At 70.3% G+C, this 25,226-nt stretch carries 17 protein-coding genes; 9 read left to right on the top strand and 8 right to left on the bottom strand.

Features of this window, described 5'->3' with window-relative positions; genetic code table 11:
* Window positions 1-17 precede the first annotated feature (17 nt).
* Entirely contained in the window at window positions 18-650 is a 633-nt protein-coding gene (locus NGF19_RS22020; protein WP_252426801.1) for a hypothetical protein, read from the bottom strand.
* A gap of 383 nt (window positions 651-1,033) precedes the next feature.
* Here NGF19_RS22020 and NGF19_RS22015 point away from each other — a divergent pair, with 383 nt between their 5' ends.
* The 4 genes from NGF19_RS22015 to NGF19_RS22000 all read left to right on the top strand — a co-directional run bounded on the left by NGF19_RS22015 (window position 1,034) and on the right by NGF19_RS22000 (window position 9,736).
* The gene (locus NGF19_RS22015) at window positions 1,034-1,675 is read left to right on the top strand and encodes a hypothetical protein (RefSeq protein ID WP_252426800.1); all 642 of its coding nucleotides are present in this window, start codon (window positions 1,034-1,036) and stop codon (window positions 1,673-1,675) included.
* Window positions 1,676-2,153: 478 nt separating this feature from the next.
* Window positions 2,154-2,654, top strand: coding sequence for a hypothetical protein (locus NGF19_RS22010; protein ID WP_252426799.1), 501 nt, complete (start codon window positions 2,154-2,156; stop codon window positions 2,652-2,654).
* 96 nt (window positions 2,655-2,750) lie between these two features.
* Window positions 2,751-4,784 (top strand): flotillin family protein, encoded by a 2,034-nt coding sequence (locus NGF19_RS22005; RefSeq protein WP_252426798.1) that lies wholly within the window; start codon window positions 2,751-2,753, stop codon window positions 4,782-4,784.
* A gap of 74 nt (window positions 4,785-4,858) precedes the next feature.
* Entirely contained in the window at window positions 4,859-9,736 is a 4,878-nt protein-coding gene (locus tag NGF19_RS22000; RefSeq protein WP_252426797.1) for a DNA repair ATPase, read from the top strand.
* A 2-nt stretch (window positions 9,737-9,738) separates the two neighbouring features.
* On the opposite strand, the gene NGF19_RS21995 is transcribed toward NGF19_RS22000, so the two are convergent.
* Both NGF19_RS21995 and NGF19_RS21990 read right to left on the bottom strand, forming a co-directional pair.
* Window positions 9,739-10,101 carry a DUF488 domain-containing protein gene (locus tag NGF19_RS21995; RefSeq protein WP_252426796.1) on the bottom strand — a complete coding sequence of 121 codons (363 nt, stop codon included), beginning with the start codon at window positions 10,099-10,101 and terminating at the stop codon, window positions 9,739-9,741.
* 82 nt (window positions 10,102-10,183) lie between these two features.
* Window positions 10,184-11,896, bottom strand: a complete 1,713-nt coding sequence (locus NGF19_RS21990; protein ID WP_252426795.1) for a CocE/NonD family hydrolase — start codon at window positions 11,894-11,896, stop codon at window positions 10,184-10,186.
* A gap of 95 nt (window positions 11,897-11,991) precedes the next feature.
* On the opposite strand from NGF19_RS21990, the gene NGF19_RS21985 reads away from it, so the two are divergent.
* The gene (locus tag NGF19_RS21985; protein WP_252426794.1) at window positions 11,992-12,735 is read left to right on the top strand and encodes a TetR/AcrR family transcriptional regulator; all 744 of its coding nucleotides are present in this window, start codon (window positions 11,992-11,994) and stop codon (window positions 12,733-12,735) included.
* 67 nt (window positions 12,736-12,802) lie between these two features.
* On the opposite strand, the gene sbnA is transcribed toward NGF19_RS21985, so the two are convergent.
* The 5 genes from sbnA to NGF19_RS21960 are packed head-to-tail and all read right to left on the bottom strand — an operon-like array spanning window position 12,803 to window position 21,871.
* Complete coding sequence (gene sbnA, locus NGF19_RS21980) at window positions 12,803-13,828, bottom strand: 2,3-diaminopropionate biosynthesis protein SbnA (RefSeq protein ID WP_252426793.1); 1,026 nt, start codon at window positions 13,826-13,828, stop codon at window positions 12,803-12,805.
* Window positions 13,829-13,866: 38 nt separating this feature from the next.
* On the bottom strand, window positions 13,867-14,943 hold the full coding sequence (gene sbnB / locus NGF19_RS21975; RefSeq protein WP_252426792.1) for a 2,3-diaminopropionate biosynthesis protein SbnB: 1,077 nt from the start codon (window positions 14,941-14,943) through the stop codon (window positions 13,867-13,869).
* Complete coding sequence (locus NGF19_RS21970; protein WP_252426791.1) at window positions 14,940-15,944, bottom strand: TauD/TfdA family dioxygenase; 1,005 nt, start codon at window positions 15,942-15,944, stop codon at window positions 14,940-14,942. The genes sbnB and NGF19_RS21970 overlap by 4 nt, the downstream gene beginning before the upstream one ends.
* Before the next feature lie 49 nt (window positions 15,945-15,993).
* Entirely contained in the window at window positions 15,994-19,263 is a 3,270-nt protein-coding gene (locus NGF19_RS21965; RefSeq protein ID WP_252426790.1) for a non-ribosomal peptide synthetase, read from the bottom strand.
* A gap of 13 nt (window positions 19,264-19,276) precedes the next feature.
* On the bottom strand, window positions 19,277-21,871 hold the full coding sequence (locus NGF19_RS21960; protein WP_252426789.1) for a Pls/PosA family non-ribosomal peptide synthetase: 2,595 nt from the start codon (window positions 21,869-21,871) through the stop codon (window positions 19,277-19,279).
* Window positions 21,872-22,326: 455 nt separating this feature from the next.
* On the opposite strand from NGF19_RS21960, the gene NGF19_RS21955 reads away from it, so the two are divergent.
* The 4 genes from NGF19_RS21955 to NGF19_RS21940 all read left to right on the top strand — a co-directional run bounded on the left by NGF19_RS21955 (window position 22,327) and on the right by NGF19_RS21940 (window position 25,224).
* Window positions 22,327-22,608, top strand: coding sequence for a hypothetical protein (locus NGF19_RS21955; protein WP_252426788.1), 282 nt, complete (start codon window positions 22,327-22,329; stop codon window positions 22,606-22,608).
* A gap of 39 nt (window positions 22,609-22,647) precedes the next feature.
* Window positions 22,648-23,064: an archease gene (locus tag NGF19_RS21950; protein WP_252426787.1), complete on the top strand. Its 417-nt coding sequence runs from the start codon at window positions 22,648-22,650 to the stop codon at window positions 23,062-23,064.
* Between the two features lie 231 nt (window positions 23,065-23,295).
* A complete protein-coding gene (locus NGF19_RS21945; protein ID WP_252426786.1) occupies window positions 23,296-23,727 on the top strand; it encodes a DUF2267 domain-containing protein in 432 nt (143 codons plus the stop codon).
* Window positions 23,728-23,796: 69 nt separating this feature from the next.
* Window positions 23,797-25,224, top strand: coding sequence for an RtcB family protein (locus NGF19_RS21940; protein WP_289736563.1), 1,428 nt, complete (start codon window positions 23,797-23,799; stop codon window positions 25,222-25,224).
* The last annotated feature ends 2 nt before the right edge of the window (window positions 25,225-25,226 follow it).

Genomic DNA, 25,226 nt, shown 5'->3' with positions numbered 1-25,226 from the left:
CTTGGCGCGCACACCGGTCAGTTGGCGGGCTGTGCCACCTCTGCCTCCGGCGCCTTCCGCGGTGCCGTGTCGGGGGAGGTGTAGAAGACCGAGGTGCCCTGCTTGCTGCGCTGGGCCTGGTTCCTGGCGACGAGGCCCTCCAGCGTGGTCCGTACGACCGTGGTCTTGACGCCGCGATCGGGGTGAGCCTGGCCGAGCGCGGTGGCGACCTCCGCCGCCGAGCGGGGTTCGCTCTGCTCGGCCAGATGACGGCGGACGAGTTCGACGAGGGTGGGCTGTACGGGCGTCGACGTGGCGGCCTTGCGCGCGGGCTTCGTGGCGCTGGCCCTGCGCGCGGGCTTGTTCGCGGCCTTCTTGGTGGCCTTCCGCTCCCGGGTCCGCGTGTCCGTACCCGCGGCGGCGGCGTCCTTCTTCCGGGGAGCGGGCACCACGGCGTCGGCGGGCTCGGCGGGAGCCGGAGCGATACCGAGTGCCTTCTGCATGGTGACCAGCAGGGCGTGGTCCTGCTGGAGGGCGGTCAGTTGCTGTTGCAGCGAGCCGATCTCCGCGCTGATACGTTCCTGCTCCTTGACGTTGCGTTCGAGGTCGCTAGACACCTGGGCGGTGTACTGCGATGTCAGTTCGGTGGCGACAGTCCCGGTCTCGGACATCGTGTGGGCCTTCCTTGGTCGTGTGGCCGTGGTGATGGGTGTGTGGAGTGCCGGGCTCATGTGCGCCCGACTCGTGCGCGCGTGACGTTCCCCGTCCATGACGCACCACGCAACAGGTCCTGGAGATAGTACGGACGAGTGCACTCTCCTGTGCCGCTCGAGTGATGTCCTTTGCCCAAGCGGAACTTCCCTGCACAAGCACGTCCTGATGCCTCATGACGCACGGTCGGCCCGACCGAGGCTGACGCGATGTCAGCCACCGTTACTCCAAACGTAGTGTTCCTCATATTTTCCGTATGTCTGACATGACAGAGATTGCGCGCGTATGTACGTTCAATCTCGCATCGGCTCACAGCCGACGTGTCTGAGACAGGAGAAGTGACATGGCAACGCGTTCCACCGCTGTTACTGCCGCGCTTGCGGCCGGTGCGGCCCTCGTGGCCACCGGTATCACCTACGCTTCCGCGGCTTCCGAGCCGGCCAATACGGCTCCGATCGCCCAGCAGGCCGCTCCCATCCCCGCTCCCGCCGCAGCCCCCGCCCCCGAGGCCGCCCTCGAGGGCAGCGGTGGCAACAACGGTCGGGGCGACAACGGCCGGGGTGGCAACGGTCGAGGTGACGACGACAACGACCGTGGTTACGAAGGCAAGGGCAACGAAGGAGGCCACGGAGGCGGCGGCCGGGAGCACGAGCACAAGCGCTTCCACATCGGCCGTATCCACATCAACGAGCGGGACTACCCGGCGATCCCGGACGGCTGCATCACCGTCGTCAGCGGGCTCGGTTCCAAGAGCCTCAACGTCCGCAACGACAGCCACCGCACCGTCGAGCTCTTCAGCGGTGCCACCTGCGACAACGGCGCTCCCATCGCCGTCGTCGGCCCCTGGAGCCAGTCGGACGGGCTGTTCCCGCGTCACGTCAGGGGCGGCGTGAAGGTCAAGCACGGTGTAGTGGGCAGCTTCCGGGTGATCCACCGTCACCACCACGGGGACAAGGGCGACGACTACGGTTACGACCGGGACTGATCCCGTCACCCGTGCAAGGAGAACGAGGACCCCGGCCCGCCGGAATCGGGCCGGGGTCCTCGCCGTGCGTCCTTCGAAGGGACGCACGGCGTCCACGCTAGACCCCTGCCGGACACTCCAGGGACAAGGGCGCGGGGAGGATGCCTCGGCCGAGGAGTGCGCGGCGCCGATCCGCGCCGTCACATGAGTGCGCGTCGAAACCGGTTGCCCGGAACGCTTCCGGGACCTTCCGTTCCGTCATGTCGTCCGGCGCTTCTGAGGTGCGGACGACGAGGACGTGGTGGTCCACCGGCATACAGAACCTCATGAAGATTGCCGGGAACCGGCAATGCGCCGAGGCCCCCGAGCCGGGCAGCATGGTCTGCGGGGAGCACGGCGGATGGTTCCGGTGCCGGACACCGGCAGGAGCCCGACACCGGAACCGGGGAGCCCGGCCGTGCGTCGTCCTGGATATGTGTGAGGTAGAGGGGGCCAAGACATGCGAACGTTCGTGGAGGCCGCCGCAGGTTTGCCCGCACTGCTGTTCACCGCCGCCCTGGTCGTGATCGCGTGCTTCTGGCTGCTGGTCGCGGTGGGGGCCACGACCTCGGACAGCTTCGACGCGGACGCGGACCTCAAGGCCTGGGGCCTTGGCGGGGTGCCGGTGATGGTCGCGCTCACGCTGGTGACGGTGTTCGCCTGGTTCCTCGCCGTCGGCGCGGCCGTGCTGCTGGCCGCCTGTGCGCTGCCGGGCACGGTCACCGGCGTACTGCGCCTGCTGGCACCGCCCGGCGCGCTGCTCCTGGCCTGGCTGCCGACCCGTCTGCTCGTACGGTCACTGCACCGCCTCTTCCCTGACCAACCGTCCCGGCCCGCCGAGGGAACCGGCGGCGACGGCACCGGTTCGCCGAGTGCCCCCGCCGAGACCGGCGGACCCGTTCGACACTTCTCGTACTCCACTGCCCGACGGCCGCTCAGGGCACGCGACCGCGTCGCCTGAGCCACCGTCCCCCGGGATCCCGGATCCCGGATCCCGGATCCCGGATCCCCTCCACTTCACGCTCCTACGTCTCTCTACGCCTCAAGGACCTATGTCATGGAAGCCATCGGCGTACTCGCCGCCGTCTGTCTGCTCGCCGTCCTCGTCGTGCTGCTCGTCTTCTCCCGCCTGTTCCGCAAGGTGGAGCAGGGCAAGGCGCTGATCGTCTCCAAGACGCGGAAGGTCGATGTGACCTTCACCGGTCAGGTCGTGCTGCCGGTGCTCCACAAGGCCGAGGTGATGGACATCTCGGTGAAGGCCATCGAGATCACCCGGACCGGACGCGACGGGCTGATCTGCCGCGACAACATCCGTGCCGACATCCGGATATCGTTCTTCGTCCGCGTCAACAAGACCGTCGACGACGTCATCAAGGTCGCCCAGGCCGTGGGCACGGCACGGGCCAGCGACAAGGAAACCCTTCAGGAGCTGTTCCACGCGAAGTTCTCCGAGGCGCTGAAGACCGTCGGCAAGCAACTGGACTTCACCGACCTGTACACCAAGCGCGAGGAGCTGCGGTACCGGATCATCGAGGTCATCGGTGTCGACCTCAACGGCTACCACCTCGAGGACGCGGCGATCGACTACCTGGAGCAGACGCCGCTGAAGCAGCTCGACCCGGCCAACGTCCTGGACGCGCAGGGCATCCGCAAGATCACCGAGCTGACGGCCACCGAGCACGTGCGCACCAACGAGGCCCAGCGCACCGAGGAGAAGGAGATCGCCCGGCAGAACGTCGACGCCCGCGAGGCCATCCTGGAGCTGGAACGCCGTCAGACCGACGCCGAGATCAAGCAGCGGCGCGAGATCGAGACCGTCCGGGCGCGGGAGGAGGCCGAGACCGCGCGGGTCGTCGAGGAGGAGCGGCTGCGCGCGCAGAGCGCCTTCCTGCGCACCGAGGAACAGCTCGGCATCCAGCGTGAGAACCAGGCCCGTGAGGTCGCCGTCGCCGCGAAGAACCGCGAGCGGGTCATCGCCGTCGAGAACGAGCGCATCGAGAAGGACCGGCTGCTCGAGGTCATCGCGCGTGACCGGGAGACGCAACTGACACGGATCTCCGCCGAGAAGGAGGTCGAGGCGGAGAAGCGCGAGATCGCCGAGGTCATCCGCGAGCGGGTCGCGGTGGACCGTACGGTCGCCGAGCAGGAGGAGTCCATCAAGAAGCTGCGCGCCGTGGAGGAGGCGGAGCGCGAGCGCCAGGCCGTGATCATCGCCGCGGAGGCCGAGGCGCAGGAGAAGCTGGTCAAGGACATCAAGGCCGCCGAGGCCGCCGAGCAGGCCGCCACCCACCGCGCGGCCGAGGAACTCACCCTGGCCGAGGCCCGGTTGAAGTCCGCGGACCTCGACGCCCAGGCCAAGCTGAAGCTGGCCGAGGGCCTTCAGGCGGAGGCGGCGGCCGAGGGACTCGCGGCCGTTCAGGTCCGCGACAAGGAAGCCGAGGTCATCGAGAAGGCGGGCCGCGCCGAGGCCGTGGCCACCGAGGCCCGGATGCGCGCCGAGGCGGAAGGCTCGCAGGCCAAGGCGCTGGCCGAGGCGCTGGCCGTCGGCGAGAAGCTCAAGGCCGAGGCGGCCGGACTCACCGAGAAGGCCGCGGCGATGGCCGCGCTCGACGAGGCGTCGCGCGGGCACGAGGAGTACCGGCTGCGGCTGGAGGCCGAGAAGGAGATCCGGCTCGCCGGTCTCGACGTCCAGCGGCAGGTCGCCGAGGCGCAGGCCACGGTGCTCGCCACCGGCCTGGAGAACGCCGACATCGACATCGTCGGCGGGGAGTCCGTCTTCTTCGACCGGCTCATGTCCTCGATCGCGCTCGGCAAGGGTGTCGACGCGGTCGTCGAGCACTCCGACACCGCGCGCAAGCTCGCCGGGCCGTGGCTGGACGGTACGTCGTCCTTCACCGACGACCTCAGCCGCATCCTCGGCTCGGTCTCCTCGGCCGACATCCAGCATCTGACCGTGTCCGCCCTGCTCATGAAGCTCATGAAGACGGGCGGTACGAACACCGGGCAGCTTCAGCAACTGCTGGAGAAGGCAGGCGAGTTGGGACTCGCGGACACTTCGCTCGCAGCGCTGAACGGCAGCGCGAAGAGCTGACCGGTCGGCGGTCCGGAGCTGCCACACGGGGGGCAGCTCCGGACCGTCACTCCTGACTTCCTGAGAGGGATCCCATGACAACCGGCCAGGACACCGGTACCCGCGAGGCCCACGACATGCTCGACACCGGCACCTACGAGGTGTTGCGCGACCGCCTCGCCGCGCAGGCCGCCGAACTGGCCCGCCGCGTCCAGGCGCTCGACGCCCGCCGCACCGAGGAGTTCGGCTCGACGCGTCTCGAACTCGCCCGCACCGAGCGGCTGCGCACCGAACACCCGGGCGTGCCCGGCGACATCGCGGCCGTCGGTGACACCCTCCTGTTCGGGTACAACACCTCGTCCGGCGTGACGGCCGAGAAGGCCGTGGACGACGTCTTCGCCCTGCACGACCGCGAGTTGAACCGGCTGCCCGCGAGCGCCGTCCCCGGCCTGCTGGACGACCCCGACTTCGTACGGGAGTTCACGGCCCTGCACCGCTACTACCGGCAGGCCCGCCTCCTCCGGCTGCGCCGCCTCGACGGCAAGCTGCTCGCCGTCTTCCAGACCGGCGCGAAGGCCGAGGACATCCGCGTCCTGCGCTGGGCGCTCACCGACGACGGGCGGGCGTCCTTCCTCGACGCGCGCGGAGACCGCGACCATGTCTTCCCGCCGCCCTACGACTTCACCTGGACCGAGGCGACCCGCGAGGAACACGTACTGGGCCGCCACCCGCATGTCGCCGTCCAGGGCGAGGTGTTCGTCACCACGGTCGGAGGCACGCTGACCGTCAAGGTGGAGGACGACACCGAGACGGGGGAGGGGATCTATGCCGAGCCCGTCGACGAACCGCTCCAGTCGCTCGCCGACGCCGACATCGCCCACGCACGCGTGGGCGCCCTGATCCTGCTGCGCGTCCGCCCCTACAAGGAGGACGCCCACCGGTACCTGGTGTTCAACACCCTCACCCGGTCCGTGGTCCGCCTCGACGGCATCGGACAGGCCTGCCGACGGCTGCCCGAGGACCAGGGGATCGTCTTCGCGGGCGGCTACTGCCTGTCCACCGGAACCTGCAAGACCTACGAACTCGACACGGCGGACCTGGAGTTCCAGCGCGAAGTGCGCTCACCCAACGGTGAGGACGTCCTCTTCGCGTTCCGCGCGCGGGCGGGCGGCAACAGCCTGCTCCTGCCCTACAACGTGATCCGCAAGGAGATCGACGCCCCGCTGTCCTGCCACGGCTGGTCCCTGTTCGACGACGGCACGCTCACCGTGCTGCGTGTCGAGAGCGACGAACCCGCCCGGGTCCACCCCGTCCAACTGTGGACCTCCCCCTACGTCTCCGACACCTACGCCGCCACCGCCCCCACCGGCAGCGGACCGCTCGCCCGCGTCGGCAACGCCGACCTCGTCCGCGGCATCGCCGACTGCCTGTCCATCACCCGCGCCGTCGCCGAGACCACCCCGACGACCGAGGTGTACAAGGCCCTGGCCGCCGCGTGTGTCCGCGCCGCCGACACCCACCACTGGCTCGGCGAGGACGAACTCGGCGATCTGCGCACCCCGTTGGACGACGTCCACGCCACCGCCCGGCAGGTACTGGCCGAGTTCGAGACCGTACAGACGCTGACCCGGCAGGCCGCCGACGCCCTCGAAGAAGCCGCGGGCGCCGTCGCCGGGGTGGTACGCCGACTGCGCGGCGAGGCCCCGCGCGACGCCGCCGCCTGGGTGAACGGGCTGACCGAACTGCGCCACGCCCAGGGTCACTTGCTGACGATCAGGGAGATGCGGTACGCGGACACCGCCCGTATCGACGAACTGGCCTCCGGTGTCGAGACGGACCTCGCCGCCTTCGGGCAGCGCGCCGTCACCTTCCTCGCTCGCCCGGACGCCTTCACCCGTCACCACGAGGACATCGAACGGCTCGTCACCGACGCCGAGTCGATCGCCACCGTCGCCGAGGCGGCGCCCCTCGTGACGCGCCTGGACCAACTCGCCGACGGACTCGACACGGTGACCGAGGTGGTCGCCGGGCTCACCATCGGCGACGCCACCGTCCGCACCTCCATCCTGGAACGCATCGCCGAGGTGATGGGCGGCGTCAACCGCGCCCGCGCCACCCTCGACGCCCGCCGCCGCGACCTCATGGAGAACGAGGGACGCGCCGAGTTCGCCGCCGAGTTCGCCCTGCTCGGCCAGGCCGTCACCGGCGCGCTGGCCGCGTCCGACACCCCCGAGGCCTGCGACGAACACCTCGCGCGCGTCCTCGTACGGGTGGAGGATCTGGAGTCCCGATTCGCGGAGTTCGGGGACTTCCTCGGCACACTCGCCGACAAGCGCGGTGAGGTCTACGAGGCCTTCACCGCCCGCAAGCAGAGCCTCGCCGACGCCCGCGCCCGCCGCGCGGAACAGCTCGCGGCCTCCGCCACCCGGGTGTTGGAGACCATCGCCCGCCGCTGCGCCACGCTCGCCGACACCGACGCGGTCAACACCTACTTCGCCTCCGACCCCATGGTCGCCAAGGTCCGCACCACCGCGGACGAGTTGCGTGCGCTCGGCGACAGCGTGCGGGCCGAGGAACTGGCGGGCCGCCTCAAGGCCGCGCGCCAGGAGGCCGCCCGCGCCCTGCGCGACCGCACCGACCTGTACGCCGACGGCGGCCGGACCGTCCGGTTCGGCAGCCACCGCTTCGCGGTCAACACCCAGCCGCTCGACCTCACCCTGGTCCCGGACGGCGACGGCCTCGCCTTCGCCCTGACCGGCACCGACTACCGCTCACCCGCCACCGACCCGGACGCCGCGGACGTCCGCCTCCGCGACCGTCAACTGCCCTCCGAATCACCGGAGGTGTACCGCGCCGAACACCTCGCCGCCCGACTCCTCGACGCCCACGGTCCGGCGGCTCTCGCCCAGGCCGACGACCTGCCCGCCCTCGTACGCAAGGCGGCGGAAGAGGCGTACGACGAAGGCTACGAACGCGGCATCCACGACCACGACGCCACCGTCGTCCTCCGCGCGCTGCTCGACCTGTACGAAGCGGCCGGGCCGTTGCGCCACGAGCCCGCCGCCCGCGCCGCCGCCCACCTGTTCTGGGCGCACGGCACCACGGCGGAGGAGCGCCAGCACTGGACGCGGCGCGCGGTGTCCCTCGCCCGCGCCGAGCAGACCTTCGGCCCGACACCGGCCCTGGCCGACCTGCGTGCCGAACTCGCCGACGCGATCGGGGAGCACGGGAGTGCCGCCGCGGCAGCCGCCTATCTCGTCGAGGAGCTGACAAGCGGCCCCGAGGGCTTCGTCCTCAGCGCCGCCACGCACACCCTGCTCGACAAGTTCCGCCACACCGTGGGTGTTTCGGCCTACGACGAGGACCTCGCCGCGGTCGGCGACCTCGCCGCACGGCGTCAACTGGCCGAGGCCTGGCTGTCGTCGTACGCGTCCGCCACCGGCACGGAACTCACCGCCGGGGACCTGGACGAGGCGGTGGCCGCCGAGCTGTGTCCCGACCTGACCCGCTACGAGTCGGACGCCCCGCTGACGGCCACCGCCGAGGGACTGCTCGGCACCCACCCGCGCATTCACAGCCGTCAACTGCCCTTGAGGATCGATGAGTTCCTCGTCCGGACGGCGGCGTTCAGGGAGCGGGACGTGCCTGCGTTCCGCGCCTACCAGCGCCGCCGCACCGAGCTGGTGACCGCCGAACGCTCGCGGCTGCGCCTGGACGACCACCGCCCGCGCACCATGCCCGCGTTCGTCCGCAACCGCCTCATCGACGAGGTGTATCTGCCGCTGATCGGCGACAACCTCGCCAAGCAGCTCGGTACCGCGGGCGATTCACGGCGCACCGACACCGGCGGTCTGCTGCTGCTCATCTCCCCGCCGGGCTACGGCAAGACGACCCTCATGGAGTACGTCGCCGACCGCCTCGGCCTCATGCTCGTCAAGGTGAGCGGCCCGGCGCTCGGCCACGCCGTCACCTCGCTCGACCCGGCCGACGCCCCGAACGCCACCGCGCGTCAGGAGATCGAGAAGATCAACTTCGCGCTGGCGGCCGGGAACAACACCCTGCTGTATCTGGACGACATCCAGCACACCTCGCCCGAGCTGCTCCAGAAGTTCATCCCGCTGTGCGACACCACCCGCCGCGTCGAGGGTGTGTGGGGCGGCGAGCCGCGCACCTTCGACCTGCGGGGCAAGCGGTTCGCGGTCTGTATGGCGGGCAACCCCTACACCGAGTCCGGCAGCCGCTTCCGGGTGCCCGACATGCTCGCCAACCGCGCCGACGTCTGGAACCTCGGTGACGTCCTGAGCGGCAAGGAGGACGTCTTCGCGCTCAGCTTCCTGGAGAACGCGCTCACCGCGAACCCGGTGCTCGCCCCTCTCGCGGGCCGCGACCGCGCGGACCTGGACCTGCTCGTCCGGCTGGCCGCCGGGGACCCCGCGGCCGGGGCCGACCGGCTCGTCCACCCGTACGCCCCCGCGGAGTTGGAGCAGATCCTCGCCGTCCTGCGGCATCTGCTCGCGCTGCGCGAGACGGTCCTGGCGGTCAACACCGCGTACATCGCTTCCGCCGCCCAGGCCGACGTGTCCCGCGCCGAGCCGCCGTTCCAGTTGCAGGGTTCGTACCGCAACATGAACAAGATCGCCCAGCGGGTGCAGCCGGTCATGAACGACGCGGAACGCGCGGCCGTCATCGAGGACCACTACCGGGCGGAGGCCCAGACCCTCACCTCCTCGGCCGAGGCCAACCTCCTGAAGCTGGCCGAGCTACGGGGCACGCTCACCGCCGAGGAGGCCGTGCGCTGGGCCGAGGTGAAGGCCGCGTACGTCCGCTCCCAGTCCCTCGGCGGAGCGGAGAGCGACCCGCTCACGCGGGCTGTCGCGGCGCTCGGTCTGCTCGCGGACCGTGTCGCGGCCGTCGAGTCCGCCATCAGGAGCGCGGCCGACCCCCGCCACCTGCTCAGCAACCCCGACCGATGAGGTCAGTGCTTCTCGCCCAGCCACTCCGCCAGGACGGCGGCCTGGCTGTGGTCCACGTCCTTCGTGGCGGTGAGGAGCGTGAGCCTGTTCCGGGATGCCAGTTCGCGCAGATGCCCGGCCGCCTCACGGTGGCCGGCATCGCGCAGCTCCGCGCGGTAACGACGGCGGAACTCGGTGAACCGGGACGGCTCATGGCCGTACCACTGGCGCAGCTCGGTGGAGGGCGCCACGTCCCGTAGCCACTCGTCCAGATGCGCGTCCTCCTTGCGCATCCCTCGTGGCCAGACCCGGTCGACCAGCACACGCTTGCCGTCCTGCGGTGAGGTCTCCTCGTACACCCTGCGACAGGCGACCTGAGTGGACATGACACGGACCTCCGCATCGATCGGCCGCCGCGCCGGGGAGCCGGTGGACGACCGGCCCCGCGGCGAAGCGGGCACCTCTTCCCTATGACCGAGTACCCCCATGTGAAGCGGAGGACTGATCCAGCTCGGAACTGTGCGCGAGCAGCAGCGCCGAGTCCGCGTGGAGCGTGATCCGTACCGGGGTGAAGCTGGTGGCGTCCACCGGGGACTCCCCGGTGCCGGGGCTGCGGGCATAGCGGGGATGGGCGCCTCCGCTGATCTGCCAGCGGATGCGGTGACCGGCGGCGAAGCGGTGGGCGGTGGAGCTCATGGGCACCGTGACCCGCGATGGCTCCTGGCCCGTCGTCCGGAGCGGGGCCAGTCCGTCGCAGATGTTGATCGAGCGGCCTTGCGCGTCCACCTCGCACAGGCGGGCGAAGACATGGGCGTGACCGGTGTCCGTGGCGACGCTGAGGCGCGCGGAGACCGGGCCGAGGAGGTCCACGGGCTCGGTCAGCGGGGCGCTGGTGAACGTGAGCACGTCGTCCCGGGCCTCCAGCGCCCTGTTGTCCCGAGCACCGGCGGTCCGGGAGAGCAGGGGTCCGCCGACGGACGGTGTCGGGTCGGCCGGGTCGTAGCGGAACGACGCCACGGGGTCGGAGTCCGTGGGGCCGTGCCGGGTGAGGTGGCCGTCCTGGGTCGGGTACCACGCGGTGGTGGCCGGTGCCGACGGCCAGTCGTCGAGGTCCCGCCAGCCGTCGTCGCCTCTGTGGACGCGCACGCGCGTGGGACGCAGACCGGAGGGGTCGTCGCACAGGTGCGCGCGCAGCCAGGCGAGGCTCTCGGCGAACACCTCGGGCCATCCCTTCTGCAGCGCGGAGGTATGGGTCCAGGGGCCGACGAGCAGGGATGTGTCGCATCCGGCCCGCCGCAGGCGTGCGTACTGCTCGAAGCTCTGGTCGACCAGCGCGTCGTGCCACCCGGTGATCAGAGCGGTCGGCACCTCCAGCCGCTCCGCCACCGCCGCCGACGACGCGCCGCTCCAGTACGGGTCCGCGGCGTCCGGGTGCGTCATCACCTCGTCCAGCCAGGGCACCTCCCCGAGGGCGGGCACGTACGCGCGGCGCAGCGGTCGCGCGGTGGTGATGTCCCGCAGACGGCGTTGCAGGCGCAGGGACGCCTTCAGGAACGCTGCCATCCCCTGATGCTGGTAGGTGATGCCCACGCCGTCGGCGAGTGCGGTCTCCAGGCGGAGCACTCCGTGTTCGTAGAAGAGGGCGTAGGGATCGTGCAGCCCCACCTGCATGACCATGGCCTTCAGCTCGGGCGGCGGGGCCAGGGCGAGGCCCCACTGCACATAGCCCAGGTAGCTGGCGCCGATGGTGCCGAGCCGTCCGTCGAACCAGGGCTGTTCGCGCAGCCAGCGCACCGTGGCCTGCCCGTCGGCGGCCTCGTTGCGCCACAGATCGAACGCGCCGCCCGAACCGCCCGTGCCGCGGCAGCTCTGCAGGACCACGTGGAAGCCCTGTTCGGCGAAGAGCAGGCCGTACATGGGGGACCACGGGAAGCCCCGGCCGTAGGGCGAGCGCACCAGCAGGGTGGGGAAGTCGCCCTCGGCGCGCGGGAAGTAGTGGTCCGTGAGCAACGGGCTGCCGTCGTCGGCCGGTACGACCAGGCCCGGCTCCCGGCCGACGTCGTGCCGCCTCGCCGGGAGCCCGCGCCAGGTCGCCCTCATCATCCGTGCGGACAGCGGCGGCTTCCCGGACGGCGGCGCCCAGGCCGGCCTCGGCACAGGAGCGTGCGTGGGTGATGACATCGTTCCCCTCCTCAATTCACGTACGTTGTACGAGAATACGGGATGGTTGGATGGCGGATGCAAGGGCTTCCGCGATCAGGGAAGGAGCCGAGGCCATGTCCGGTGACCGAGCGGCCAGTGAGCGAGCGGGCGACCGAGGGGCCGGTGCCACAGGTGTCGACCCCCAGCAGCTCTGGCTGACGTCCGGTCAGCCCCGCAGGGGACGTCGGCCCGCCTACGACCGCGAGACGATCACGGCGGCGGCCGTCGCCCTCGCCGACGCGGAGGGACTCGACGCGGTCACCATGCGGAAGGTCGCCGCACAGGTCGGCGCCGGCGTCATGTCGCTCTACAGCTACGCCCCCGACAAGGAGGCGCTGCTGGAGCTGATGATCGACCACGTCAGCGGCGAACTGCCGACCACGGTCACCTCCACCGGCGACTGGCGCACCGACCTCAAGGCCATCGCCCGCCTCCAGCGCGCCCTGATGCTGCGCCACCCCTGGCTGCCCGCCGCCCTGTCCACGCGCCGCACCCCCGGACCCCACACCCTGGCGTTCCTGGAACACGCGCTCGCCGCCCTGCGGCCCACCGGACTCGACGGTGCCGCGAAGCTGGAGATCTTCGCCCAGCTCACCGCCTTCGTGGCCGGGCATGTCTCCTACGAGATCGCCCAGGCCGCGGTGTCACGCTCGCCCGACCGCGCCGCGGCCGAGGCCCGCTACCTCGCGGCCGTGGCGGCGGACGGCCACCACCCCGAACTCGCCGAAGCCCTCGCGGCCTCCGGACGTCCCCTCGGCCCCGAGGACACCTTCACCCGGTTCCTCAACCGTCTGATCGACGGCCTCGACAGCGACTGAGCACGAGGCTCTCCGTGCCGTGCCGTGGCGTGCCGTGCCGTGCCGTGCCGTGCCGTGGCGTGCCGTGTCACGGCTTGGGTCGTCGGCCGGGTGCTCGGGGTACGGGCTTGATCACCCGGGACGCGGCGGGCACCTCCGCGGCGTCGAAGACGTGGTCGCCGTACAGGTCCTGGAGCCAGTTGGCCTGGTAGATGGTGTCCAGGTAGCGCTCGCCGAGGTCCGGGGCGATGGCCACCGCGGTCAGGCCCCGGGTGTCATGCCGGGTCAGCCAGTCCATCGCCCCGCTGACGACCGTCCCCGTGGACCCGCCGAACAGGAACCCGCGCCGGGCCAGACGGTGGCAGGCGCGGATCGTGTCCGCCTCCTCGACCCATATCACCTCGTCCACGAAGGACTCGTCGAGCAGCGGCGGACGCATGCTCATGCCCAGACCCGGGATCATCCGGCGGCCGGGCTTGCCGCCGAAGGCCACCGAACCCACGCTGTCCACCGCGATGATCTGCACCGGCCGGTGCCGCTCCCGGAAGTAGCGCGCGCAGCCCATCAGGGTGCCGGTGGTGCCCGCGCCGATGAACAGCACGTCCAGGCGCGGGAACTCGCGGGCGATCTCCGGTGCCGTCTTGCGGTAGTGCGCCCGCCAGTTGCCCGGGTTGGTGTACTGGCTGAGCCACACATATCGCTCGTCGGAGGCGCACAGCCCCCGGACGTAGTCGATCCGCGCGCCGAGGAAGCCGCCGTTGGCGTCCAGGTCGGAGAGGATGTGCACCTCGCTGCCCAGCGCCTCCATCAGCAACCGCGTCGACAGATTGCACCGGGAGTCCGTCACGCACAGGAACCGGTAGCCCTTGCTCGCGGCGATCATGCTGAGCGCCACGCCGAGGTTGCCGGACGAGGACTCGACCAGGATCGAATCCGGCTTCAGGACCCCGTCCCGCTCGGCGGTCTCCACCATCTCGGCCGCCGCTTTCAACTTGATGGAGCCGGCGAAATTGAAGCCCTCGCATTTCAAGTAGAGGGAGCGTCCGAAGATCGACTGGAGGTCGACGAAGAGCCGGCCTTCGTTGAAGGCGTGAGGGGCGGAAATGACGGGCACGATGGCCTCCTGACAACAGGATCGAACGGCACGGGCGTTCAGCCGTACCGGCGCAGTTCGTGGAAGAAGTCGTCGATGAGGTGGAGGCGTCCGGTTCGGGCCAGTTCGTCGTAGACGTACTTGCCGACGGCGAGGTCGAGGACCCCGAGCCCGAAGGGCGAGAAGATCACGGGCCGGTCGGTGGGCGGGGTGACCCGGCCGGTCAGGACGTCGTCGAGGGTGCCGTCCAGGAAGTCGCGGTTGCCGGTGAGTTGCTCGGCCAGGTGGGGAGAGGTGTCGGCCTTCAGACAGTGCTCGACGTCGTCGACGAAGTTGGCCGAGGCGAGCAGGATACGGGGGTCGAGGTCGCGCAGGGACACATGCAGGACCAGCGGGTGGTGGTCGAACCAGGACGGGTCGGTGACATGGGGCGCGCCCGCGACGGTGGCGAAGACCACCAGGTCGCTGGAGCGGATCAGTTCCTCCGCGCTGTCATGGACGGTGATGTGTGCGTCCTCGGCCACCGCACCGGACTCCCGTAGGTAGCCGCAGAATCCGGTGCTGCTGTCGGTGGACAGGTCGTGGACGCCGATGGTGTCGAACGTCCAGCCGGTGCCCGCCAGGAAGGTGTGGATGTAGCGGGCGATCAGGCCCGTGCCGACGAAGCCGATCCGGGTGGGGCGCGGACGGTTGCGGCTGAGCCGGTCGGCCGCCAGCGCGGCGGAGGCCGCCGTCCTGGTGGCGCTGATGATGGAACTCTCCAGGCAGGCGAAGGGGTAGCCCGTGTCGTGGTCGTTGAGGATGAGCACGGCGGACGCCCGCGGCAGACCGGCCGACACATTGGCCGGGAAGCTGGAGATCCACTTCAGACCGTCCACGCGGATCGGCCCGCCGATGGAGGCCGGGAGCGCGATGATGCGGTCGGCGGGACGGTCCGGGAAGCGCAGGAAGTACGACGGCGGGTTGACCGAGTCCCCGGCGCCGTGCAGCCGGTAGATGGCCTCGACGAGATCCACGATCTCCCGTTCGTGCCCGCTCAGCGCCTGCTGCACCTGGGTGCCGGAGACCAGCGCGAAGGACGGCGGGCCGGATGGGGACGTCCCCGGCTGCGGGGCGAGTGACGGCTGTGCTGTCATCGAGGGTTCACCTCCACGGTGGCGGAGTGATCGGCGAGCCGTCGGGGTTCGGCCATGGCGACCAGGACCTGGCGCTCTCCGCTGTAGGGCTCTCTGCTGTGCGCGGTGCGGATGTTGTCGACGAGCATCAGGTCGCCGGGCCGCCAGGGCTCGCGCCGGGTGTGCTCCTCGTAGGTGGCGTTCAACTGCTGGACGATGTCCTCGCTGATCGGGGTGCCGTCCCCGAAGCGGGTGTTGAACGGCAGCCCGTCCTCGCCGTAGACGTCCACCAGGTACTCGCGCACCTCCGGGGCCAGGGTCCACTCGTTGAGGAAGGCGATCTGGTTGAACCAGCAGCGCCGGCCGGTGACCGGGTGGCGTACGACGGCGCTGCGGCGCTGGCGGGTGTGCAGGGAGCCGTCGCTCTGCCACGTGAAGTCGATGGCACGGGAGCGGCAGTACTGCTCGATGGCGGCCCGGTCCTCGGTGCCGAACGACTCCGTCAGGGACGCCCCGATCTCGTCGTTGTAGCTGCGTGTGAGCAGCCAGCCCTCGCGCTCGAACCGCTCGGTGAGGGTCGTCGGCAGCGCCTGGAGCATCTGCTCCGCGTCGGCGACCCCGGTGGCCCCGCCCTCGTCGGCCGCGGTCAGACACGCGAACAGCATCAGACCGGGGACCTCGAGGGTGTAGCTCAGCTCATGGTGCATACACATCGGCTGGTTGGGCGGCCAGGTGGAGGAGGAGTACAGCCCGGGGCCGTAGGACTCCCGGGGCGCGAACGCCTCCCGCTCCGTCATCAGCTCACCCGCCAGCCCCGCGAAGACGGCACCGACCTGAGCCGGCTCCCGCAGTCCCAGACCACGGACGAGCACCGCGCCGTGTTCGGTGACCCGGGCACGCAGGGCCTCGCGATGCCGGGCCGCCCAACCCGGCGCATCGCCGGGGGAGTCGACCTGCAGCGTCGCGGGTTTGCCCGGCTGCAGCGCCACTTCGAGAAGTGAGGCCGGGGAGGAGAGGGACATCTCGGATTCCTTTCGATCGCCACTCAGGAGGCTCGATGAGGCCCAAGGGTCAGGAGGACGCCATCAGTTCGGCGGGGCCCAGGACGGCCTTCGCCGCCTCGGCGGGACGGGTGCGCAGGAAGTAGTGGCCGCCGTCGGGGATCTCGTGCAACTCGACGTGCTCGGCCAGCAGCCGCCAGTCGCGGTATCGGGCGCGGAACGTGGCCGTGCTCGGGTCGTCGGCGGCGATGACCACGGTCACCGGCGCGGACAGCTTCACCGCCGGAGGGCGGTCCAGGGCGTCGGCGAAGTAGCGGTGCGCGGACACACAGTCGTGACGGTAGGCGGCGCCGATGTGCTCGGCGTGTCGCGCGTTCAACTCGCCGAGTTCGGTGTACCCGCTGTCCGCGGCGAGCCGCGCGGCGATCTCGGCGTTGCTCTGCTCCGTCAGCTCGGTGATGGCGGCGCGCCGGTCGTCCGCGGTGCCGGGCAGTTGCGCGCCGAGGAACACCCTGAGAACCTCCACCCCGCGGTCCCGCAGCATCCGCGCCGTCTCCACGGCGAGTGCGGTGCCCGAGGAGTGGCCCCACAGCATGACCCTGGTCAGACCGCGCGCGGTGATCTCGGCGGTGACCTGGTCCGCCACCCGTGTCAGCGGTGCGAACGGCTCGTGGTGGGCGGCCAGATCATGGCCGGGCAGATCGACCGCGTACACCGCGGGGCCGCCCTCGGCCAGGGCGGCGGCCATCGGCATGAAGTTCACCGCGTTGCCACCGGCGTAGGGGAAGCAGACCAGGGCACCTCGCGCCGTACCGCCCGGCTCCGAGAGGGGCTGGAGCAGCTCCGGGCGCTCCTGGGGGGTGCCGTCGAGGAGCGCGGCGAGGTCGGCGAGCACCGGGTGGCGCGTGATGTCCTTGAGGGACACCGCACGGTCCAGGGCGATGGTGAGCTTCACCGCCGACAGTGACGTGCCGCCGGAGTCGAAGAAGTGGTCCTGGCGGCCGATCCGGTGCGCGGGGACGCCCAGCACCTCGGCCCAGACAGCGGCCAGCTTCCGCTCGGCCGGGGTCTGCGGGGCACGGTCCCGCGCCTCGGCGCCCGCGGCGTCCGCGGTCTGTGCGGCCTGCTCGGCCAGCGCGGTCAGGGCCTTCCTGTCGATCTTGCCGTTGGCGGTCAGCGGCAGGCTGTCGCGCCAGTGGAACGCCGAGGGGACCATATAGACCGGCAGCGCGGCACCCAGCGCCCGGCGCAACTCGTCTGCGGGCAGGGACTGTCCGGTGTAGAACGCGATCAAGTGGGTGCTCCGGTCGGGCCGTTCGGTGACCACCACCGCGCCGTCGCGCACCCCCGGCACCCGCAGCAGGGTGTTCTCGATCTCGCCGATCTCGATCCGGAAGCCGCGGATCTTCACCTGGTTGTCGCGGCGGCCGAGGAACTCCAGCTTGCCGCCCGGGTGCCAGCGCCCCCAGTCACCGCCCAGATAGAGCCGCTCACCGGGCCGGTACGGATCCTCCCGATAGGCCTCCCGGGTCCGCTCCGGATCGTTGATGTACCCCCGCCCCACGCACACCCCGGAGAACGCGATCAGCCCCGGCGCGCCCAGCGGCACGAGCGCCAACCGCTCGTCGACGACGTAGACACGTACGTTGTTGACCGCGTGCCCCAGCAGGACGCGCCTGCCCTCCGGGGCCTCGTCCATGATCTCGTGGTTGGTGTCGTCCGATGTCTCCGTCAGGCCATAGGCGTTGATCAGCCGGACGCCCGGTCGGCAGGTGAACCAGCGCTGGACCAGCTCCCACTTCAAGGCCTCACCGGTCACCGACACACATCTCAGGTCCGGCAGCGCGCGAGGGTACTGCTCCAGGTAGGAGACCACCACCTCCAGATAGGAGGGCACCACCTGCATGACCCTCACACGGCCTCGGGCGATGGTGTCGACGAACCGCTCCACGTCGACGATCGCCTCCTGACCGACCAGGAGTGTCCGTCCGCCCACCAACAGCGCGGACAGCAACTGCCACAGCGAGATGTCGAAACACTGCGGGGCCGTCTGCGCCACCACGTGACCCTGATCGATGCCCAAGTCGTCGATCTTGGCGTAGAGATGGTTGAGCATGCCCGCGTGCTCGCACATCGCCCCCTTCGGCGCACCCGTGGAGCCGGAGGTGAAGTAGATATAGGCCAGTTGATCGGCCGTGACCTCCACCCCTACGTCACCGTCGTCATGCTGTTCCGCGTAGGCCTCCCCGACCAGCAGCTTCTCGACCCCGGGCAGGGAGGTCAGGGCCTGGTCGAGGCTGTCCGTACTGCCGGACTCGGTCAGCACGAGGCGGCACTCGGCACGTGACAACGTTGCCTCGATGCGGCCGGCCGGGAAGTGCGGTTCGATCGGCAGATACACACCCCCGGCCTTGAACACCGCCAACACGGCGGCCGGCCAGTCGAGATCGCGTTCGGTGACCACGCCCACCACGTCCTCGCGGCCCAGCCCCCGCGCCAGCAGCGCCCGCGCCAGCCGGTTCGCGCGCGCGTTCAGCTCTCCGTACGTCCACGCGCGGTCGCCGTGGACCGCGGCCACGGCCTCCGGATGCGCACGCACCCGCTGCTCGAAGAGTTCATGCACCCGCGCCGTCGGCAGCGTCCGGCTCGGCCCGGCCAGCCCGTCGAGCTGGTACTCCCGCTCATCGGGCGCCAGCAGGCTCTGCCGTGCGTGGTCGGCGTCGGGGTCGGCCGCGATCAGTCCCAGCGCCGTCAGATGGTAGCCGCCGATACGGGCCGCGGACTCGGCGTCCAGCGCCTCGGTGCGGTACCGCAGCCGCACCGCGAGCTTCCCGCCGCGGTCGCACCAGTCCACCCTCAGCACCGCGTCCCCGGTCAGCTCGCCCTCGGCTCCCGCCGGGTCGTACACGACCTCGGACGACGCTCCCGCGACGCCCGACTCCCGCCGCAACTCGGCCACCGGGAAGTCACGATGGGCCAGCACGTCCGCCTCGACGCGGTGCGCGTGGCGCACCAGGTCGCGCCAGGAACCGGGGGCGACGGTCAGGCGGCAGGGCAGCGGACCGCCCGCCGCTCCGGCCGCGTATCCCGTCACCACCTGCTGCTCGCCCGACAGCGCGGACAGCACCTTGGCGTTCGCGGCCAGGAGCACCGCGCTCGGCGGCACTCCGGACTCCGACGCCAGCGTGCGGACCGTCGTCAGGACGTCGCCGGGCACCACTGCCTCGTACTCCGCCGTACCTGCCCTGGGCCTGCGGACCCAGCGGGGGACCGTGGTGACACCACCGGCGGCCAGCACACCGCTCCAGAACTCCCGGTCCGCTTGTACATGCGCTCCCATCGAATGGCCTTCCTCAACTCGCCGTCGCCGCGGCGCCGTCTGCCGTAGCGCTTCCGGTTCCGGTTGCTGTCGCCGAGCCGATGCCGGAGGGCTGATCGGAGTCGGCCGGCATCTCCACGGCGGGGTTTCCTCCCCACCGTGCGTCCGGAGGGACTTCCTCGCCCTTCATCAGGAAGGAGTCGGGTGCCAGTACGGCACCGTCACCGATCGTCACGCCGTAGTGCACATGGGCGGCGACCCCGAGCGTGCAGCCCGAACCGAGCGTGGTGTGGTCGGACTTGAAGGTGCCGTCCTCCTGCGAATGGCACTGGATCTTGCTGCCGACGTTGAGGGTGCAGTCGTCCCCGACGGTGCTGAGCGTCCGCTCCGTCATATAGACACCGTCGTCGAAGACCCTGCGGCCGATGCGCACACCCATCAGCCGCCAGACCACGTTCTTGAACGGCGTCCCGTTGAACACGTTGAGGTATTTGTCGGGCACCTTCCACAGGCGCTCGTGCCACCAGAAGTACGGGTCGTAGATGGAGCACAACCGGGGGCTGAGCCGGCGGAACGAAGTGATGGTGCGTTCCACCAGGACGAAGTACAGGGTGGTGAATCCGAGGGAGAAGGCCAGATAGAAGCCGATCACCACATACCCGAGCACACCGTAGAGTTCCACGGAGGCCAGACCGAATCCCGTGAGGATGAAGGTGTGCAGCCAGCGCAGGAGCAGATGGAGGCTCATCGAGCGGGCGTTGTAACGGTTCTTCGCGGAGAGATGGCGGTGGAGTTCGTCGCCGGTCCTGAGATGGTCGAACCGGGAGTCACGCTCCACGGACCGGGGAATCTCGAAGCTGGGCGAGCCGAGCAGTCCGACACCTTCGCGGATCTCACCGTCGAGCGGAACCATGACCTTCGTGGCGAGCAGACAGTTCTCGCCCGTCCTGGCTCCCGCGGGGAAGGCGATGTTGTTGCCGAGGAAGTTGTGCGCGCCGATCGACGCACGCGTGACCCGGAAGGAGGTGTTGGAGTATTCGGCGTTGAGGATGGACAACCCGTCGGCCACCATGGTGCCGCTGCCGACCGATGCCAGGAACGGCGTCTCCTGCTGTACTTCCGTACCGAAGTTCGATCCTGTCTGCTCGACTTTGGACAGGTCGTAACCGATACCGCGCAGATAGTGGACGATATAGGAGCTGTCGCCGAAGAACCAGGTGAAGAACTTCAGGTTCGTGAGGCCGACGATCGCCCGGTGCGCCGCGTAGTGGACGCTGTAGAGCGGATAGACCCGGTCGGGCTTGACCAGCAGACTCAGCAGTCTCGGCACCACGCACATCGCGGCCAGTCCTGCGCAGAAGAAGCCGAAGAACGCCAGGAAGGACAGGGTCAGGGCGTCGACGAGGAACTCGGTCGACAGGATCCTGACCGAGTCGGGGTTCAGCCGGTCACCGAGCGCCGGGACCAAGGAGAACAGCATGTACGAACCGCCGATGAACAGCGGGATGTACAGGACGAAGAGCTGACACAGGCCGCTGAGGGCGAAGCGCACCCGGCGCGCGGTGCCGCAGGAGGCCGGGGCGACCCGCACATGGTCGATGTCCGTGGGCTGCGCCGGGGATCCGTGGTGGTGCTCGCCGTCCGGGATCGTCTGGCCGCGGTACAGGGCGGACGCGTGGCCGAGCTGGGCCTTGTCGCCCATCGACGTGTCGATGTCGAGCACGGTCTTCTCACCGACGAACACATCCCGGCCGAGGGTGACCCGGCCCGTCTGGATCTTCCCCGCGTGCGCCCGGTAGCAGAGGAAGAACGAGTCCTTGCGGATCACCGCGCCGGAGCCGATCGTGAGCAGGTCCGTACAGACCGGGACACTGCGGGAGAGGATCGTGACCCCCTTGCCGATCCGCGCGCCGAGCGCCCGCAGATACAGCACGTACAGCGGGTTGCCGACGAGCAGGATCATGGGGTTGGCGTGAAGCAGCACCTTGATGATCCAGAACCGCAGATACGTCAGCCCCCAGACCGGGAACTCACGGGGTTTCCAGCGGCCGATGAGAATCCATTTGGCCGCGATCGGAAACAGGCACACCACGAGGAATCCGGTGCCGCCGAACACGACCGACCGCAGATAGATGTGGAACGCGTCGGGGCCGTCGGAGACCCAGTCGTACCCTTCGGCGGTGACCAGACCGGTGACGAACGAATACGCCAGGAAGGCCAGCAACTGGAGGATTCCGCACAGGATGTAGTTCCGGGTGCTCGACCGGGGGCGCGGGGGCGGTGCTGTCGCCGTGGACGTCGCCGGATTCGCGGCGGGCGTCGGCGCGTTGACGGGCACGGCGTCCGCGAGGGACGCGGCCAGGCCGCGGATCGTGGGCTGCCGGTAGATGTCCTTCATGGACACGGACGGCAGATCCGGCCGCTTTCTCACCCGCGCGCAGAATTGCGCCATGACAAGGGAATTGGCCCCGAGATCCTCGAAGAAGTGACTGTCGACAGATACCTGTTCGACGCTGACCAGGTCGGCCAGTACTTCGGCCAGTTTCCTTTCGGTGTCCGCGGTCGCTCCCTTGCCGGCTGTCTCGGATGGGCCCGAACCAGTGATCAAGACCTCGGCAGGCTTCTCCATCGCTGCAAGCTCCTTGAGGATGTTTGATGACCATCGGCCAAAGGTGACCGGTCCGGTGCCCTCGCGTCGGTCATGGCCGATCCGGATGGTCCGGAAGCCACGAGGTCGCGTTGTATCAGCGGATCGTCAAGCGGTTCGTTGCAGATTCTGTCGAACATCATCTGGTTGTCACTCGTAATCGATCACGATGGCACGACCGTAACGCTCTGGGGGGTGCTCTTCCCTGATTCTGTGGGCCGTTGGGGTGAATAACTACACCCATGTGGGGGAGTTCGCCTTTCGGCGGGGCACCTCGCGTGCCGCTTCGCCATCTCACCAAGGAAACCCTCGAGCGCCTCCGTGGTGGGGCCGGGTCGGCGTGGTGGGGCCACCATGGAACCAGAACCCCGAGGGCGAGGTTCCCGTGGTGAACCGTGCGGAACGGTGCCCGCGGTCAGGAAGGAAGGCTGATGGTCATGCTGTGGGCATCATGGACGACGACGGGGGTGTTCACCGGACCGGGCGGAGCCCGCACCGACGAGGCCGGGACAGTGACGGGCGACCTGACCGTGCACACCACCTGGGACGGCCATCAGATCGATGTGGCGGTCCAGTACAGCGGCGCCTCCCAGTGGTACACCCTCGCCGGCAGCCCCGTGCCGTGCCCGTCGGAGCGGGACAGCCGTGAGCTGCACCAGGAGGTGGTGGAGGCGGTGCGGGCCGGTGGTGGAGCCATGGTTCCGCATCACCACGGATAGCGGCCGAGGCTCGTACGGACCCACCCACAGGGAGACGCCATGCGGAGCAGCGGCCATCGCGGTGTTCCGCACACCGCGGACCTGCGGGTGGAGGCGTGGGCCCCGACCCGCGAGGAGTGTCTGGCGCAGGCGGTACGGGCCGTCTGCGAGTCGTTCCTGGATCTGACCGGGGCGGTCGGGGTCCGGGACAGGGAGGTCGTGGTGCGAGGGGAGCGGGACGAGGACGTGCTCGTGGCCCTGCTGGAGGAGATCCTCTACCGGCTGGACACCGAGGGGGAGATCCCGGTCGAGGTGACACCGGTCGCGGTCGCGGACGGTGTGCGCGTCGGTCTGTGGATGGCCGACATCGACACACTGCCGTCGACGGGAGCCGTACCGAAGGCGGTCACGCTGCACCAGCTCGACTTCCGTCCGGGGCCCGAGGGCTGGACCTGCGCGGTGACACTCGACGTCTGAGCGCTGCCGCCACCGCCCGTCCGCCGTCCGCCCGCGCCACCCCGGTGCGGCTGCCGACCGGTGCCCCGCGCCCTACGATGGACGCCACGGGGCAGGTGCGCGTGGAGCCGCCGAAGCCACCGTCTCTTCCACACAGGGGCGAGCACAGCAGGGCGAGAAGCCCGCGTCCGCCCAGGGGCCGTATTCCGCGAACCGCCCGGATCCCACGGGCGCACCGGAAGGGGAAGACTCATGTCCGCCACACACCCGTCGGACTTCAACCACACCGTCCACACCGCGAACGTGTGGCTGAAGGCGGTGGCCGAGAGTATGGGGACCGAGGACCGCCATCTCGCCCACCGGGTCCTACGGACCTGGCTGCACACGCTCAGGGACCGGCTCACCGTCGATGTGGCCGCCCACTTCGCCGCCCAGCTTCCCGAGGTGATGCGCGGCGCCTACTACGACGGCTGGAACCCCAGCGTCGTCCCGATCAAGTACGACCGCGACGGCTATGTGAACCGCTTCTCACAGGAAGCCAGGGTCTCCGTCGAGGACGTTCCCGAGATGGCCGCGGCGGTCACCACCGCCGTCCATGAGCGGGTCTCTCCCGGACAACTGGAGGCCGCGCTGGAACAGGTCCCGCACGGCATCCGGAACCTCCTTCTCCAACCGGCCTCCTGAGCGGCCCGACGGCCCGGGTCCGGAAGCGCGCGGCCCGGGACGGCGACCCATCGACGGGTGGTGACGGGTATGGACGACATCACGCTGGTGCGGGAGGGCCCGTTCCGGTTCCGGATCGAGCCGCAGGACCGGATGCGGGTGCCGGGTGTGGTCTTCGCGACCGAGGAGCTGCTGCCGCAGGCCGTCGGGGACAAGGCGCTGGAGCAGGTCGTCAACGTGGCGACCCTGCCCGGCATCGTGCGCGCCTCGTACGCCATGCCGGATGTGCACTGGGGATACGGCTTCCCGATCGGAGGGGTCGCCGCCACCGACGTCGACGCCGGGGGAGTGGTCTCGCCCGGCGGGGTCGGATTCGACATCTCCTGCGGGGTACGGCTGCTCGCCGCGGGCATCGACCGTACGTCCCTGGCGCCCAGGATGCGCGCGCTGATGGATCTCCTCGGCGACACCGTTCCGCGCGGCACGGGGCGCGGCGGGCTGTGGAAGCTGTCCGGCCGGGCGCAGATGGAGAAGCTGCTGGTCGAGGGGGCCGGGTACGCGGTCGAGTGCGGCCATGGCGTGGCCCGCGACCTGGAGCGCTGCGAGGACCGAGGGGCCCTGGAAGGGGCCGACCCGTCGCATGTCGGGCAGCGGGCCGTGGAACGGGGGCTGCAGCAGGTGGGCAGCCTGGGATCCGGCAACCACTTCCTGGAAGTACAGGCCGTCGAGCAGGTGTACGACGCCGAGACCGCCGCCGTCTTCGGGCTGCACACCGGGCAGGTGTGCGTCATGATCCACTGCGGGTCGCGCGGCCTGGGCCACCAGGTGTGCACCGACCACGTCCGCGTCATGGACCAGTCGCTGCGCTCGTTCGGCATCCAGCTCCCCGACCGGCAACTCGCGTGCGCGCCCGTCGTCTCCTCACCGGGCCGCGGGTATCTCGGGGCGATGGCAGCCGCCGCCAACTACGGCCGCGCCAACCGGCAACTGCTCGCCGAGGCCGCGCGCCACGCCTTCGCCGTCGCCGCGAAGGCGGGACTGGACCTGGTCTACGACGTCTCGCACAACACCGCCAAGATCGAGACCCATGACGTGGACGGCGTACCGCGCCGGTTGTGCGTCCACCGCAAGGGAGCCACCCTGGCGCTGCCCCCCGGCCACCCGGCCCTTCCGGAGGGCCTCGTCGAGTCCGGGCATCCCGTCCTGGTGCCCGGCACGATGGGCACCGCCTCGTACGTGATGGTCGGCGCCGACGGCAACGACGCCTTCTGGTCCTCCGCCCATGGCGCGGGACGCGTGTGGAGCCGTCACGAGGCGCTGCGCCAGGTCCGCGGCGAGCAGTTGCGCGGCGACCTGGAGTCGCGGGGCATCTCCGTACGGCCGTCGTCCTGGCGCGGGCTCGCGGAGGAGGCCCCGGACGCCTACAAGGACGTCGACGCGGTCGCCCGCGCCACCGAGGGCGCGGGCCTGGCCCGCATGGTGGCCCGTCTGGTGCCGCTCGGAGTGGTCAAGGGGTAGCG

The sequence above is a fragment of the Streptomyces macrolidinus genome (assembly GCF_023887685.1).
Classification (GTDB): domain Bacteria; phylum Actinomycetota; class Actinomycetes; order Streptomycetales; family Streptomycetaceae; genus Streptomyces; species Streptomyces macrolidinus.
The sequence above is the reverse complement of the archived record's forward strand: the minus strand, read 5'-3'. Positions and strand labels throughout refer to the sequence as shown.